This is a genomic window from Pelagerythrobacter marinus (genome assembly GCF_009827515.1).
In the GTDB taxonomy this organism is placed as follows: Bacteria; Pseudomonadota; Alphaproteobacteria; order Sphingomonadales; family Sphingomonadaceae; genus Pelagerythrobacter; species Pelagerythrobacter marinus.
In genome coordinates, this window is record NZ_WTYO01000004.1 from 24,650 (window position 1) to 37,804 (window position 13,155).

A 13,155-nucleotide genomic window follows, 5' to 3' on the forward strand; every position below is an offset into this window, starting at 1 on the left:
TTGATGTATTTCCCGCCGAGAACCCTCAACCACGGTTGAGTTTTTCCGGCACGAGGCCTTGCGGTCGCGCGCGATCGCCTGCCCCGCCCTGCTCCGGAAAAGCGCCGCTCAGCCCGCTCTGGCGCGGCGCGCGGCCTTGGCGAAGAGGGTCGGCAGGCCCGCCGCGTCCAGCGCGTCGAGCGGCCACCATTCCCCCTCCCCCGGCGGCGGCGCGCCGCCTTCCAGCACCATGACCTGCAGCTCGAGATCGAAATGGGTGAAGCCGTGGCGCACCGCGCCCGCCGGACGCCACGCGCCCGCCACCGGCGGTGTGCCGTCGCCGCTGGCCCGCGCGGACCAGCCGTCATCGGGCAGCGCGCGCATCCCGCCGAGCATGCCCCGGCCCGGCCGGCGCACCAGCCAGACGTGTCCGTCGCGCTCGATCCACCAGGCCGTGCCGGTGCGCGCAGGCTTCGCCTTCTTCGGTGCCTTGCGCGGAAAGCGCGCCGGATCGCCGGTGCGCCGGCCGGCACATAGCGCCGCCAGCGGGCAGAGCGGGCAGCGGGGCTCGCGCGCGGTGCAGACACCGGCGCCGAGATCCATCATCGCCTGCGCGAAATCGCCGGCCCGCGCCGCGGGCGCGATTGCCCCGGTCGCCGCGCGGATCGCCTTGCGCGCGCCGGGCAGGGCCTCCTCCACCGCGAAGAGCCGGGCGACCACCCGCTCGACATTGGCATCGACCACCACCGCGCGCCGGCCGAAGGCGATCGCGGCGATCGCCGCCGCGGTATAGTCGCCGATCCCCGGCAGGGCGCGCAGGCCCGCCTCGGTATCGGGAAAGCCGCCCCGTTCGGCGACGGCGCGGGCGCATTTCACCAGGTTGCGCGCCCGCGAGTAATAGCCCAGCCCCGCCCAGGCGGCCATGACCTCCTCCTCCGGCGCATCGGCGAGCGCCTCCACGGTCGGCCAGCGGCGGGTGAATTCGGCGAAATAGGGCTTTACCGCGGCGACCGTCGTCTGCTGCAGCATCACTTCGGACAGCCACACGCGATAGGGTGCCGGCGGCGGCTCGCCCGGCGGGGCGCGCCAGGGGAGCGCGCGAGCATGGCGGTCGTACCAGGCGAGCAGGAGGCTCGCCACGTCCGTTTCCGATCTCTCCCCGCTGGCAGTCACGCCCCGCCTATGGCATGGGCATGGGCGCAATGGAACGGGACGGCAAGCCAGCAACCTCGCGCGCCAGGCCGCGCACTTACGAACGGCCGCGGGGCGGACCCGCGCGCCAGATCGCGGACCTCATGCCGCAGATCGGCCGCACCGCCTTCCGCCGCTTCGGGTTCGTCCAGTCGAGCGTGGTCACCCGCTGGCCCGAAATCGTCGGGGAGCAGCACGCCCGCGTGTGCATGCCGGAAGCGATCCGGTTTCCCCCGGGGGAGAAAGCGGAAGGGATCCTGCAACTCGTGGTCCTGCCGGCCCATGCCCCGCTGATCCAGCACGTGATCCCCGAGATCATGGAGCGGGTGAACCGTTTCTTCGGCTACAAGGCGGTATCGCGGGTCAAGCTGCGGCAGGGGGAGGTCAGGCCGCCGCGTGGCCACGAGCGGGCCAAGGCGCCGCCTTCGCTCAAGCCGATCCCGATGGAACTGGGCGACAGCCTGCGCGACATCGGCGACCCGGAGCTGCGGACCGTGCTCGAATCGCTCGCCCGCAGCCTGGGCGGCAAGGAGGAAGAGGAATCATGAAGCTTTCACGCCTCGCCCGTTCGGGCATGGTCGCGGCCGCCGCCCTGCTGGCGCTGGGCAATGCGGGCAACTGGAACACCCGCGTGGTGGAAGAAGACGGCGCGCACCGGATCGGCAACCCCGATGCCAAGATCCACATGATCGCCTTCGTCAGCTATACCTGCCCGGCCTGCGCGCGCTTCGCGACCGAGGGCGATCCCGCGCTCCAGCTCGCCTATGTCGGCCCGGGGCGGGTCGAGCTCGAAGTCCAGCCGATGATCCGCAATTCGGCCGACCTCGTGGCGACGATGCTGGCCGGGTGCGGAGCCCCGTCGAAATTCATGCGCAACCACACGCTGATCATGCACAAGCAGGGCGAATGGCTCGATCGCTACGTCGGCGCGACCGATGCCCAGCGCGCCCGCTGGCAGAGCGGCAGCCAGCCTTCGCGCCGGCGCGCGATCGCTTCCGACCTGGGCTTCTACAAGCTGATGGAAAGCCGAGGCTATTCGCGGGTCGAGATCGATCGCTGCCTGGCCGACGACGCGGCCGCCCGGGCGCTGATCGCCAGCAGCCAGGCTGCGGCGCTGAAGCACGACGTGCACGGCACGCCCAGTTTCGTGGTGGACGGGGTGACCCTGGCCGGCACGCACGACTGGTCGATGCTGTCCCCCCAGCTCGCGGCCCGTTTCTAGCCGCGCGCGCGATGCCGGGAACCTGTGGAAAGGGGCCCGGCCCGCTTCAATCCCGCCCCCGCTTGGTATAGCTTCGTTCAATTCCGCCCAGGACCAGGCCCAAAGGACCAGGATTGCCATGACCACGCTTCGCCAGATCGCCCTCGCCTCGTTCACCGCGCCGCTCGCGCTCGGCCTTGCCGCGTGCGGATCGCAGCCGGCCGACGGGGAAGCGCCCGAAGGCGAGCCGGTCGAGAACGTGGCCCCGCCCGAAGGCACCGAATGGGTCGACACGGTCACCGTGACCGAGGCCGACGGCTACCTGATGGGCAACCCCGACGCGCCGATCAAGCTGATCGAATACGGCTCGCTCACTTGCGGCGCCTGCGCCAATTTCGCGGCCACCGGGATCGAGCCGCTGAAGGAAGAATACGTCGCCACCGGCCGCGTCAGCTACGAATTGCGCAACCAGATCCACAACGCCTTCGACCTCACCCTCGCCCGCCTCGTGCGGTGCGGCGCGCCGGAAAGCTATCACCCGCTGTCCGAACAGGTCTGGCTCAACCTGCCCAGCCTGATGGAAGGGGCGCAGGCCGATCCGCAGGCGCTCGACGCGGCGATGCAGCAGCCGGAAGACCAGCGCTTCGTGGCGGTCGCCGAAGCCGCCGGGTTCCTCGATTTCTTCGCCGCCCGCGGGGTCAGCCGCGACCAGGCGCGCCAGTGCCTGTCCGATGCCGATTCGGTGGAGGCGATCGTGACCAATTCCGACACCCAGTCGCAGGAACTGAACGTGACCGGGACGCCGACCTTCATCATCAACGGCCGCAACGTCGGCACGCAGAGCTGGGCGACGCTGGAACCCATGCTGCAGAACGCCGGCGCGAGGTAAGCCGCCGCGCGGGAGGGGGAGCAAGGGAACGGCGATGCAGATCAGGCGGCTCCGGCTCAGCGGTTTCAAGAGCTTCGTCGAGCCTGCGACCCTGACCATCGAGCCCGGCCTGACCGGCGTCGTCGGCCCCAACGGCTGCGGCAAGTCCAACCTGCTCGAGGCGATCCGCTGGGTCATGGGCGAGAACTCGCCCCGATCGATGCGTTCGGGCGGGATGGAAGACGTGATCTTCGCCGGCACCGCCAGCCGCCCGCCGCGCGACTTCGCCGAAGTCTCTCTCCAGGCAGAAGCCGACGACGGCAGCGATTTCGAGGTCATGCGCCGGATCGAACGCGGCGCAGGCAGCGCCTATCGCGTCAACGGCAAGGATGTGCGGGCCAAGGATGTCGCGCTGACTTTCGCCGACGCGGCCACCGGGGCGCACAGCCCGGCGCTGGTCAGCCAGGGCAAGATCGCCCAGGTGATCGCGGCCAAGCCGGCCGAGCGGCGCATGATGCTGGAGGAAGCGGCCGGCATTGCCGGGCTCCACGTCCGCCGCCGCGACGCGGAAAGCAAGCTGCGCCAGACCGAGGCAAACCTCGCCCGGCTGGAAGACCTGATGGCGGGGCTCGATTCGCAGATCGCGTCGCTGCGCCGGCAGGCCCGGCAGGCGGAGCGCTATACCCGCCTTTCGGACGAGATCCGCGTGGCGGAGGCGCGCCTGCTCTTCGCGCGCTGGCGCGATGCCGCCGCCGCGGCGGAGGCGGCGCGCGGCGAGGCCCGGGCCGCAGAGACGCGCGTGGCCGAGGCCCAGGCGGCGAGCGATGCGGCGCAGAAGGCGCAACATGCCGCCGCCCGCACGCTGGCCGAGGCGCGCGACGAACTGGCCGACCGGCGCGACGACGCCTCCGCCCACGGGCACCGCATGGCCGCGCTCGCCAGCCAGCTGGAAGCGGCCGAGCAGCGGCTGGCCGACCTCGACCGGCAGAAGGCGCGGCTGGAGGAAGACCGGGCCGATGCCGACCGCCTGACGCGCGACGCGGCCGAGGCGCTCGCCCGGCTGGAGAAGGAACTGGCCGCCAACGAGACAGCCCTGGCCGGGGCGGAGGAAGCGCGCCCCGCGCTCGCCCGCCGGCTGGAGGACAGCGAAAGCGCAGGGCGCGCGGCCGAACTCGCGCTGGCGCGCGCGACCGCCGACCACGCCGGGGTGGAGGCCGAGTGGCGCGTGGCCGAGGCGGCGATCGAACAGGCGCGCGGACGGCTCGATCGGCTCGACGGGGAGGCCCGGCGGCAGGAGGCGGCGCGCGCCGCGCTGGCCGAGGCAGGCGATCCGGAAGCCGCAGTGGAAAACGCGCGCGCGGCGGCGGAACGCGCCGGGCAGGAACTGGCCGCCCTCCGCGCGGCGCTCGACGAGCGGCGTGCGCGGAAAGAGAGCCTTCAGGGCGCGCGCGACGAGGCGGCGAGCGCGCTTGCCTCCGCCCGGGCGGAGCTGGCGGGGACGGAGCGCGAATGGACCGCGCTCAAGCGCGACCGCGAAGCGCGCGAGCGCCAGACCGCCGGGCGCAAGGGACGGCCGGCCGCGCTCGACAAGGTGCGCGCGGCCCGCGGCTACGAACGGGCGCTGGCGGCAGTGCTCGGGCGCGATGCCCGGGCCCCGCTGGGGGAGGCGGAAGGCGACGGCCGCTTCTGGACCGGCGGCGCGCCCCCCGACCCGGTGGCGGGCACCCTCGCGCGCCACGTTCCCGATTGCCCGCCCGAACTGGCCGCCCGCCTCGCGCTGGTCCATGTCGCCGAGGCCGACGACGGCCGCGCGCTGGGCCCGGGCGAATGGCTGGTGACCACGGCCGGCCACTTGCGCCGCTGGGACGGGTTCGTCGCGCGCGGCGAAGGGGCCGCCGAAGCCGCCCGGCTGGAGGCTGAGAACCGCTTCGCCGAGCTGGAAAGCCAGCTCCCCGGCTTGCGCGCCGCGGTCGAAAAGGCCGAAGCCGCGCAAGCCGCGGCGCAGGACGAGCTGGCCACGCTCCAGCGCGAACTCGTCGCCGCCGAGCGCGAAATCGCCGAGGCGGGCGAGCGCGAGCGGCAGGCCTTGCGCGCACTCGACCAGGCGGAAGGGGAGCGCGAGCGGCTCGCCGCGCGGCGCGCCGAGCTGGAGGAAGCCGCCGGCGAACTGGCCGAACAGCGCGCCCAGGCAGCCGCCGAGCTGGCCGGCGCACAGGAGCGCAAGGACGCCCTGCCCGACCCGGCGACCGGCCGGGCCACGCTGGAGGCGGCCCAGGCGAAGAACGAGGCCGCCCGCTCCGCCCAGCAGGCCGCCGCGGCCGAACTCGCCGCGCACGACCAGTCCCTGGCGGTCGCACGCGAACGAACCGCCGCCCAGCGCAGCGACATGGCCGGCTGGCAGGCGCGCGCGGGCGAGGCGGCGCAGCGCCTTTCGGGCATGGAGCAGCGGTTCGAGGAGATCGCCCAGGAACGCGCCGTTACCGCGGCCAGACCCGAAGGGCTTATGCGCGAGATCGAACAGGGCGATGTCGTGCGCGAACGGCTGGGGAAGGCGCTGGCGGCGGCGGAATCGGCCGTGGCCACGGCGCAGGAAGCGGCCGAAGCCGCCGACCGCGCCTTTGCCGAAGCGAACGAGGCGCTCGCCGCCGCGCGCGAGAACCGCGCCGCCCTGGCCGCCCGGGCGGAGAACGAGGAAGCCCGCCGCGGCGAGATGGCGCGCCTGTCGGGCGAGCGTTTCCAGTGCCCGCCGCCCCTGCTCGCCGGCCGGTTCGACTTCGACGAGGACGATGTCGGCGATTCGCCGGCCGAGGCCGAGGCGCTCGAACGCCTGACCGCCAGCCGCGAGCGGATCGGCCCGGTCAACCTCGTCGCGGCCGAGGAACTGGCGAAGATCGAGGAAGAACACGGCAACAGCGCGGCCGAACAGGCCGAGCTGGCCGAGGCGGTCGCCCGCCTGCGCGGTTCGATCGGCAACCTCAACCGCGAGGGGCGCGAACGGCTGCGCACCGCCTTCGAGCAGGTCGATACCCATTTCCGGCGCCTGTTCACCCGCCTGTTCGAAGGGGGGCAGGCGCACCTCGCGCTGGTCGACAGCGACGACCCGCTGGAAGCCGGGCTGGAAATCTTCGCCCAGCCGCCGGGCAAGCGGCTGCAATCGCTGACCCTGCTTTCGGGCGGCGAACAGGCGCTGACCGCGATCGCGCTGATCTTCGCCCTGTTCCTGACCAATCCCGCACCGATCTGCGTGCTCGACGAAGTCGATGCCCCGCTCGACGATGCCAATATCGACCGCTTCTGCGACCTGCTCGACGCCATGGTGCGCGAGACCGACACCCGTTACCTGATCGTCACCCACAACGCCGTGACGATGAGCCGGATGCACCGCCTGTTCGGGGTGACAATGATCGAAAAGGGCGTCAGCCGCCTCGTCAGCGTGGATCTAGGCGCGGCGGAAGAACTGCTGGCGGCGGAGTGAGCGCGGGCGCGCTCAGGCAAGCTCGCCCGCGATCGCGGGGGCCAGCGATGCGAGCAGGAACACGGCCATCGCGCGGTTGAACAGCCGCAGCCGCGCGCCGGTCGCCAGCCAGCGGCGCGCCTGGCGGCCGAGGACGGCCCAGGCCGAAACGCACGGCACGTTGACCGCGCCGAACACCAGCGCGACCAGCGCGACCGCCGCCATCGAGCGGTCGGCGGCGTAGAGCGTCACCGCGGTCAGCGCCATCATCCACGCCTTGGGATTGACCCACTGGAACAGCGCCGCCTGGAGGAAGGTGATCGGCTGCCCCGCCTGCTCCCCCTCCGCCGGCGGCGCGGCGGTGGCGATCTTCCACGCCAGCCAGGCGAGGTAGAGCGCGCTCGCCGCCACCAGCGCCTGGCGCACCGCGGGCCAGGCCTCGAACACGCGCGACAGGCCGAGGCCGACCAGCACCACCATGACCACGAAGCCGACCAGGATCCCGGCGAGGTGGGGCACCGTCCGGCGCAGGCCGAAATTGGCGCCCGACGCCATGACCATCAGGTTGTTCGGCCCCGGGGTGATCGAGGCGGCGAAGGCAAAGGCGACGAGGGCGAGGAGAAGATCGCTGGACATGGTCCAGGAATATTCGATTCCCCGCCGCACGGGGTTGCAAATATCCGCCGCCGGCCCGACGATATGCAACATATGCCGAAGATGGACCGCATCAACGAACGGATATTGCACGAGCTGTCGCAGGACGGGCGAATCAGCAATATCGAGCTGGCCGCGCGGGTCGGCCTGTCGCCTTCCGCCTGCCTGCGGCGGGTCCAGGAGCTCGAGCAGTCGGGCGTGATCCGCGGCTATCGCGCGGTGCTCGATCCGCGCAAGCTCGGCATCGGCTTCACCGCGATCGTCGCGGTCGGGCTGAACCGCCATACCAAGGCCGCGCAGGAGGATTTCGAGCGCAAGATGGCCGCGGCCCCGGAAGTGAAGGAATGCCACAACGTCGCCGGCGCGGTGGAATATTTCCTCCGCGTCGAGGCGGCCGATCTCGCGGCCTACAAGCGGTTCCACACCGAGACGCTGGGAACCGTCGAGCAGGTCCAGTCGATCACGTCCTATGTCGTCATGGGTTCGCCCAAGGACTTGCGCGCCTGAACCGGGCGCGCGCGGGGCGGCCGGCGGTCAGTCCGACAGGGCCGCGGCCAGGTCGTCGCGCACGGCGCGCAGGCGCGCGGCCAGTTCGGCCGGCGGCGGCGCGGTTTCGCCCCGGGCGGGCGGGGCCTTGCCAGCCGCCTCGCGATCGCCACCCTTCAGCGCGGCCAGCGCGCCTTTCAGCGTATAGCCTTCGCGGTTGACCAGCCGGTCGATCCGTTCGACCAGCGCGACGTCTTCCGGCCGGTAATAGCGGCGCCCCCCGCTGCGCTTGAGCGGGCGGAGCATGGGAAACTGCTGTTCCCAATATCGCAGGACGTGCGGCTTTATGCCCAGCGCCTGGCCGACCTCGCCGATGGTCCTGAGCGCGCCCGCATCCTTGCCATCGTCGAATTCCGCCGCCATCGTTTCAGCCTTTCGCGATCCTGTCCTTGAGGAGCTGGCTTGCGCGGAATGTGATCACGCGCCGCGGCGTGATCGGCACTTCCACCCCCGTCTTGGGGTTGCGCCCGATCCGTTCCTTCTTGTCGCGTAGCACGAAGCTGCCAAAGCCCGAAATCTTCACGTTTTCGCCATCGGCCATCGCCCCGCACATGTGCGCGAGGATCGATTCGACGAGATCGAGCGACTCTGCGCGCGACAATCCCATCTTGCGATTGATCGTTTCCGCGAGATCGGCGCGTGTCAGCGTGCCCACCGAACGCATCATGCGGCATTCTCCTCCATCGCGACCCGATTTCGGACTCTGCGCGCCCTAACGATGATATCGCGCCTTCGCAACGTGTTGCAGGCCAAACGACGAAATTGGCCGACCGGCGTCGGGCATTACAGCCTGACCAGGCTGGCCCCCCAGGTGAAGCCGCCGCCCATCGCCTCGAACATCACCAGGTCGCCCGGCCTGATCCGCCCGTCGCGCACCCCGGCGTCGAACGCCAGCGGGACCGAGGCGGCCGAGGTGTTCGCGTGGCGATCGACCGTCACGATCACCTTTTCCGACGGCAGGCCCAGCTTGCGCGCCGTCGCGTCGAGAATGCGGGCATTGGCCTGGTGCGGCACGACCCAGTCGATATCGGCGGGGACGAAACCGGTCGCGGCCAGCGTTTCCTCCAGCACCGCGGCGAGGTTGACGACCGCGTGGCGGAACACCTCGCGCCCGCGCATCCGCAAGTGGCCCACGGTCTGCGTGGTCGAGGGGCCGCCATCGACGTAGAGCAGCTGGTTGTGCTCCCCATCGGCGTGGAGCTTGCAGGCGAGGACGCCGGGACCGTCTTCGGCCACGTCCTGCGCCTCCAGCACGATCGCGCCGGCCCCGTCGCCGAACAGGACGCACGTCGCGCGGTCTTCCCAGTCGAGGATGCGGCTGAACGTTTCGGACCCGATCACCAGCGCGCGCTTCGCCATGCCGCTGCGCAGCATCGAATCGGCGGTCGCCAGCGCGTAGAGGAAGCCGGAGCAGACCGCCCCGACATCGAACGCGATCCCGCCGTTGCAGCCCAGCGCGTGCTGGACGATCGTGGCCGTGGCGGGGAAAGTCTGGTCGGGCGTGGCGGTGGCCAGCACGATCAGGTCGATATCCTTCGCCTCGATCCCCGCCGCCTCGAGCGCCTTGCGCGAAGCCTCGATCGCGAGGGACGACGTCGTCTCGTCGTCTTCGGCGATGTAGCGCTGGCGAATGCCCGTCCGCTCGACGATCCATTCGTCGCTGGTATCGACGCGCTCGGCCAGTTCGGCGTTGGTCACTGCCGTGCGCGGAAGCGCCGACCCGCTGCCCCTGATCTGCGAACGGATCACTTGGCATCCCCCGGCTGCCCGCCGGTGCGCAGGCGCGCTTCGCCGAGCGCCGCGAGATCGGTGCTGATGCGGTTGGTCAGGTCGTCCTCCAGCAGGCGCGCGGCCACGGTCACGGCATTGGCCACCCCGGCGGCATTGGCGCTGCCGTGGCTTTTCACGACGACCCCGTTGAGGCCGAGGAAAACCGCGCCGTTGTGATTGTTGGGGTCGAGATGGTGCTTGAGCAGTTCGGTCGCCGGGCGCGAGACGAGGAAGCCGATCTTCGAGCGCAGCGAGCTGGTGAACGCGCTGCGCAGCAGGTCGGTGACGAAGCGCGCCGCCCCCTCGATCGCCTTCAGCGCGATATTGCCGGAAAAGCCGTCGGTGACGACCACGTCCACTTCGCCGCGGTTGATCTTGTCGCTTTCCACGAAGCCGTCGAACGAGAGGGCGAGGCCGGTCGCGGCCTGGAGCTGCGCCGCGGCGACGCGCAGCGCGTCGGTGCCCTTGGTTTCCTCGGTCCCGATGTTCAGCAGGCGCACGCGCGGTTCGGCAAGCCCGGTGACGATGCGCGAATAGGCCGCGCCCATGATCGCGAACTGGACCAGGTTGCGGGCATCGGCCTCGGTATTGGCGCCGAGATCGAGCATGATCACGTCGTTGTCGCCCAGCGTCGGCATCAGCGCGGCCAGCGCCGGGCGGTCGATCCCGGGCAGGGTGCGCAGGGCCAGCTTGCTCATCGCCATCAGCGCGCCGGTATTGCCCGCGCTGACCGCGGCCCCGGCATCGCCGGCCTTCACCGCGTTGACCGCGAGGCCCATCGAGGTCGTGCGGGCACGGCGAAGCGCCTGGGTCGGCTTTTCCTCGCCGCCCACGACATCGTCGCAATGCAGGATCTCGGATGCGTCGCGCATCCCCGGGTGGGTATCGAGCGCGGCCTTGATCCGCGCCTCGTCCCCCACCAGCAGGAACTTGAACCGGTCATGGCGGCGGCGGGCGAGCGCCGCGCCTTCGACCATGACGCGCACGCCCTCGTCGCCGCCCATCGCGTCGACGGCGATACGCGGCAGGCTCATGACGTTCCCCGGCCGGCCGTCAGAGGCCGACGGCGATGACTTCGCGGCCGTTGTAGTGCCCGCAGTGCGGGCAGAGGTTGTGCGGACGCTTCAGCTCGCCGCAGTTCGAGCATTCGTGGAATGCCTCGACCTTCAGCGAATCGTGCGCGCGACGGTTGCCGCGGCGATGGGGCGATACTTTTCTCTTCGGGACAGCCATTGCGGCACCTGTTCCAGTAAAATCCGTGTGTTGCGGGCCGCTCTAGGCCAAGGTCCGGCAACGCACAAGCGCGCGCGTAATCGTGGACCCGGCCATGGCGGGAAGGCGCGCCCTATAGCGCATATTCGCGCGGTTGCAAGCGGCGTCGCGGGCCGCGGCCCGGCGATTGGCCGTTGCCCGCCCCGCGCGGCGTCCGTAACACCGCGGCAAGGCCGGGGCCAGCCCATGCCGCGGGTGCCGGCCGGGCGACAGGACACGAAGGGGGAGACGCCACGATGATACTTCCGGTAACCTTGAGCGCGGTGGCCGCCGCGGTGATCGTCAATATCTGGCTGGGCCTGCGCGTCGCCGCGCTGCGGCGCGCATTCAAGGTCTCGATCGGCGACGGCGGGAACGAGCCGCTTTCACGCCGGATGCGCGCGCAGCTCAACTTCGCGGAGAACGTGCCGATCACGCTGCTGCTGATCGCGGTGCTGGAAATCGCGGGGATCGGCGGGGGCTGGCTGGCCTATGTCGCCGGCGCCTTCATCCTCGCGCGGGTCGCCCACGGCTTCGGGATGGACGGGGGCAAGGCCCAGGCCGGGCGCGTCGTCGGCGTGCTGGTGACGATCGCGGTCCAGCTGCTTCTGGCCGGCGTCGCCGTGGGCGTGATGCTGCGCCAGTTCTAGCCGGGCGGCGGGGCGCCCAGGCCCGGCCGGGCGCCTGCCGCCTGGTGCGGCTCAGGCCAGGGCGGCGTCGCCGACGAAGGCATTGGTGCGCCGTTCGTGGCCGAAGGTGCTCGTCGGGCCGTGGCCGGGAATGAAGGTCACCTCGTCGCCCAGCGGCCAGAGCTTGCCGGTGATCGCGTCGATCAGGTCCTGGTGGTTGCCGCGCGGGAAATCGGTCCGCCCGATCGAACCCTTGAACAGGACATCGCCGACGATCGCGAAGCGGCTCGGCGCGTGGTGGAACACGACGTGCCCCGGCGTGTGGCCGGGGCAGTGAATCACGTCCAGCGTGAGGTCGCCCACGGTCACCGTGTCGCCATCGTCGAGCCACCGGTCGGGCTCGAAGCTCCTTGCCTCCATGCCCCATTGCCGCCCGTCGTCGTCGAGCCGGGCGATCCAGAACCGGTCTTCCTCGTGCGGGCCCTCGATCGGCAGGCCCAGTTCCTGTGCCAGGACCCCGGCCTGCCCGCAGTGATCGAGGTGGCCGTGCGTGATCAGCAGCTTTTCCAGCGTCACCCCGGCCCTGGCCACCCCGGCCTTGAGCTTGTCGAGATCGCCGCCCGGATCGACCAGCGCCCCGCGCATCGTCCTGGTGCACCAGATCAGCGAACAGTTCTGCTGCAGGGGCGTGACGGGCATGATCGCGGCCCGCATCGGCGGCTGGGTATCACTATCGGTCATCTGCGCGAGATGGCGGGGAACAGGGCCGGTTGCAAGCGGCGCGTCGGCGCGGTTCCATCCTGCCCGGCGCCCGGCGGCCGGCCCCTCCGGCAGCCGCTGGCGCCGCTGCCACCTCCCCACCGCGAGTCGCCGGGGAGGGGCCGGCTCACACCCGCCCGCCCTTCCACACGACGCGGCCGATCACCTCGATCTCCTCGCGCGCGAGGTCGATCGGGGGATAGGCCTCGTTCTCGCTGACCAGCTTGACCCGGCCCGGCGCGGCCGCCTGGAGCCGCTTGACGTGGAGCGCGTCGCCGATCCGCACGACGTGGATCCCCTCCCCCCCGCGCTTGTGCCGGTCGACGAAGATCTCGTCGCCCGAGCGCAGGAGCGGCTCCATCGAATCGCCCTCGACCCGGATCGCGGTGAGATCGGCGCCTTCCAGCCCCATCTCGCGCAGCCAGCGGCGCGAGAAGCGGAAGGCGTCGAACGGGATTTCGCGCGCGCCGAGCGCCCCGGACCCGGCCGAGGCGTCGAGCGACAGCCGCGGCACCTCGATCCAGTCGCCCCGGACCGGCGCGGAAACTTGCGGATAGGATTTATCCTCCGGCGCGCCGAGGTCCGATTCGGGTACGCCGAAGAATTCGGCCAGGGTCCGCCGGTCGCGTTCCTCCAGCTTGCGCGGGCTGCCCTTGCGCACGAATTGCTGGAGGTAGGTGGGATTGCGGCCGATCAGGTGGGACAGGCCGGCCAGGCTCGCCCCGCCTTCGCGGGCAAGCTCCAGCAGGCGCTGGCGCGCGTCGCTCATGCTGATGATCGCCCCGGTGACATTTTTCCTTCCTAGACGATGTATTTTTCCTAGACAAGTAGGATTTGAAATGGAACGAATCGG

General features: G+C 71.2%; 15 protein-coding genes. 6 read left to right on the forward strand and 9 right to left on the reverse strand.

What is annotated here, in order from left to right:
• Positions 1-108 precede the first annotated feature (108 nt).
• Positions 109-1,152 (reverse strand): NUDIX domain-containing protein, encoded by a 1,044-nt coding sequence (locus tag GRI72_RS09585; RefSeq protein WP_160733712.1) that lies wholly within the window; start codon positions 1,150-1,152, stop codon positions 109-111.
• A gap of 29 nt (positions 1,153-1,181) precedes the next feature.
• On the opposite strand from GRI72_RS09585, the gene GRI72_RS09590 reads away from it, so the two are divergent.
• The 4 genes from GRI72_RS09590 (at position 1,182) to GRI72_RS09605 (ending at position 6,714) form a co-directional block, all read left to right on the forward strand.
• Positions 1,182-1,718, forward strand: coding sequence for a DUF721 domain-containing protein (locus GRI72_RS09590; protein ID WP_237487040.1), 537 nt, complete (start codon positions 1,182-1,184; stop codon positions 1,716-1,718).
• Positions 1,715-2,392 (forward strand): thioredoxin domain-containing protein, encoded by a 678-nt coding sequence (locus tag GRI72_RS09595; protein ID WP_160733714.1) that lies wholly within the window; start codon positions 1,715-1,717, stop codon positions 2,390-2,392. Before GRI72_RS09590 ends, GRI72_RS09595 begins: the two co-directional genes overlap by 4 nt.
• Before the next feature lie 118 nt (positions 2,393-2,510).
• On the forward strand, positions 2,511-3,260 hold the full coding sequence (locus GRI72_RS09600) for a thioredoxin domain-containing protein (RefSeq protein WP_160733715.1): 750 nt from the start codon (positions 2,511-2,513) through the stop codon (positions 3,258-3,260).
• 34 nt (positions 3,261-3,294) lie between these two features.
• Positions 3,295-6,714, forward strand: coding sequence for a chromosome segregation SMC family protein (locus GRI72_RS09605; RefSeq protein WP_160733716.1), 3,420 nt, complete (start codon positions 3,295-3,297; stop codon positions 6,712-6,714).
• A gap of 12 nt (positions 6,715-6,726) precedes the next feature.
• Here GRI72_RS09605 and GRI72_RS09610 read toward each other — a convergent pair whose 3' ends face one another.
• Positions 6,727-7,329: a LysE family translocator gene (locus GRI72_RS09610; protein ID WP_160733717.1), complete on the reverse strand. Its 603-nt coding sequence runs from the start codon at positions 7,327-7,329 to the stop codon at positions 6,727-6,729.
• A 72-nt stretch (positions 7,330-7,401) separates the two neighbouring features.
• Here GRI72_RS09610 and GRI72_RS09615 point away from each other — a divergent pair, with 72 nt between their 5' ends.
• Positions 7,402-7,854, forward strand: coding sequence for an Lrp/AsnC family transcriptional regulator (locus tag GRI72_RS09615; protein ID WP_160733718.1), 453 nt, complete (start codon positions 7,402-7,404; stop codon positions 7,852-7,854).
• Positions 7,855-7,881: 27 nt separating this feature from the next.
• On the opposite strand, the gene GRI72_RS09620 is transcribed toward GRI72_RS09615, so the two are convergent.
• From GRI72_RS09620 to rpmF, 5 genes are all read right to left on the reverse strand, one after another.
• Positions 7,882-8,256, reverse strand: coding sequence for a MerR family transcriptional regulator (locus GRI72_RS09620; protein ID WP_160733719.1), 375 nt, complete (start codon positions 8,254-8,256; stop codon positions 7,882-7,884).
• Positions 8,257-8,260: 4 nt separating this feature from the next.
• Entirely contained in the window at positions 8,261-8,560 is a 300-nt protein-coding gene (locus tag GRI72_RS09625) for an integration host factor subunit alpha (RefSeq protein WP_202389054.1), read from the reverse strand.
• 116 nt (positions 8,561-8,676) lie between these two features.
• Complete coding sequence (locus tag GRI72_RS09630; protein ID WP_160733720.1) at positions 8,677-9,642, reverse strand: beta-ketoacyl-ACP synthase III; 966 nt, start codon at positions 9,640-9,642, stop codon at positions 8,677-8,679.
• The gene (gene plsX, locus GRI72_RS09635; RefSeq protein WP_160733721.1) at positions 9,639-10,697 is read right to left on the reverse strand and encodes a phosphate acyltransferase PlsX; all 1,059 of its coding nucleotides are present in this window, start codon (positions 10,695-10,697) and stop codon (positions 9,639-9,641) included. Before plsX ends, GRI72_RS09630 begins: the two co-directional genes overlap by 4 nt.
• A 19-nt stretch (positions 10,698-10,716) precedes the next feature.
• Complete coding sequence (gene rpmF / locus GRI72_RS09640; protein ID WP_047806539.1) at positions 10,717-10,896, reverse strand: 50S ribosomal protein L32; 180 nt, start codon at positions 10,894-10,896, stop codon at positions 10,717-10,719.
• 275 nt (positions 10,897-11,171) lie between these two features.
• Between rpmF and GRI72_RS09645 the strand changes: the two genes are divergently transcribed.
• The gene (locus GRI72_RS09645; RefSeq protein WP_160733722.1) at positions 11,172-11,564 is read left to right on the forward strand and encodes an MAPEG family protein; all 393 of its coding nucleotides are present in this window, start codon (positions 11,172-11,174) and stop codon (positions 11,562-11,564) included.
• Between the two features lie 51 nt (positions 11,565-11,615).
• Here the strand turns inward: GRI72_RS09645 and GRI72_RS09650 are convergent, their stop codons facing one another.
• Both GRI72_RS09650 and GRI72_RS09655 read right to left on the reverse strand, forming a co-directional pair.
• The gene (locus tag GRI72_RS09650; RefSeq protein WP_160733968.1) at positions 11,616-12,257 is read right to left on the reverse strand and encodes an MBL fold metallo-hydrolase; all 642 of its coding nucleotides are present in this window, start codon (positions 12,255-12,257) and stop codon (positions 11,616-11,618) included.
• A 172-nt stretch (positions 12,258-12,429) separates the two neighbouring features.
• Complete coding sequence (locus GRI72_RS09655) at positions 12,430-13,071, reverse strand: S24 family peptidase (RefSeq protein WP_160733723.1); 642 nt, start codon at positions 13,069-13,071, stop codon at positions 12,430-12,432.
• Between the last annotated feature and the right edge of the window lie 84 nt (positions 13,072-13,155).

Bases quoted from the DNA above. Each gene is read 5' to 3' on its own strand.
- GRI72_RS09590 (WP_237487040.1), top strand. From the start codon at position 1,182: ATGGAACGGGACGGCAAGCCAGCAACCTCGCGCGCCAGGCCGCGCACT.
- GRI72_RS09595 (WP_160733714.1), top strand. From the start codon at position 1,715: ATGAAGCTTTCACGCCTCGCCCGTTCGGGCATGGTCGCGGCCGCCGCC.
- GRI72_RS09600 (WP_160733715.1), top strand. From the start codon at position 2,511: ATGACCACGCTTCGCCAGATCGCCCTCGCCTCGTTCACCGCGCCGCTC.
- GRI72_RS09605 (WP_160733716.1), top strand. From the start codon at position 3,295: ATGCAGATCAGGCGGCTCCGGCTCAGCGGTTTCAAGAGCTTCGTCGAG.
- GRI72_RS09610 (WP_160733717.1), bottom strand. From the start codon at position 7,329: ATGTCCAGCGATCTTCTCCTCGCCCTCGTCGCCTTTGCCTTCGCCGCC.
- GRI72_RS09615 (WP_160733718.1), top strand. From the start codon at position 7,402: ATGCCGAAGATGGACCGCATCAACGAACGGATATTGCACGAGCTGTCG.
- GRI72_RS09620 (WP_160733719.1), bottom strand. From the start codon at position 8,256: ATGGCGGCGGAATTCGACGATGGCAAGGATGCGGGCGCGCTCAGGACC.
- GRI72_RS09625 (WP_202389054.1), bottom strand. From the start codon at position 8,560: ATGATGCGTTCGGTGGGCACGCTGACACGCGCCGATCTCGCGGAAACG.
- plsX (WP_160733721.1), bottom strand. From the start codon at position 10,697: ATGAGCCTGCCGCGTATCGCCGTCGACGCGATGGGCGGCGACGAGGGC.
- rpmF (WP_047806539.1), bottom strand. From the start codon at position 10,896: ATGGCTGTCCCGAAGAGAAAAGTATCGCCCCATCGCCGCGGCAACCGT.
- GRI72_RS09645 (WP_160733722.1), top strand. From the start codon at position 11,172: ATGATACTTCCGGTAACCTTGAGCGCGGTGGCCGCCGCGGTGATCGTC.
- GRI72_RS09650 (WP_160733968.1), bottom strand. From the start codon at position 12,257: ATGCGGGCCGCGATCATGCCCGTCACGCCCCTGCAGCAGAACTGTTCG.
- GRI72_RS09655 (WP_160733723.1), bottom strand. From the start codon at position 13,071: ATGAGCGACGCGCGCCAGCGCCTGCTGGAGCTTGCCCGCGAAGGCGGG.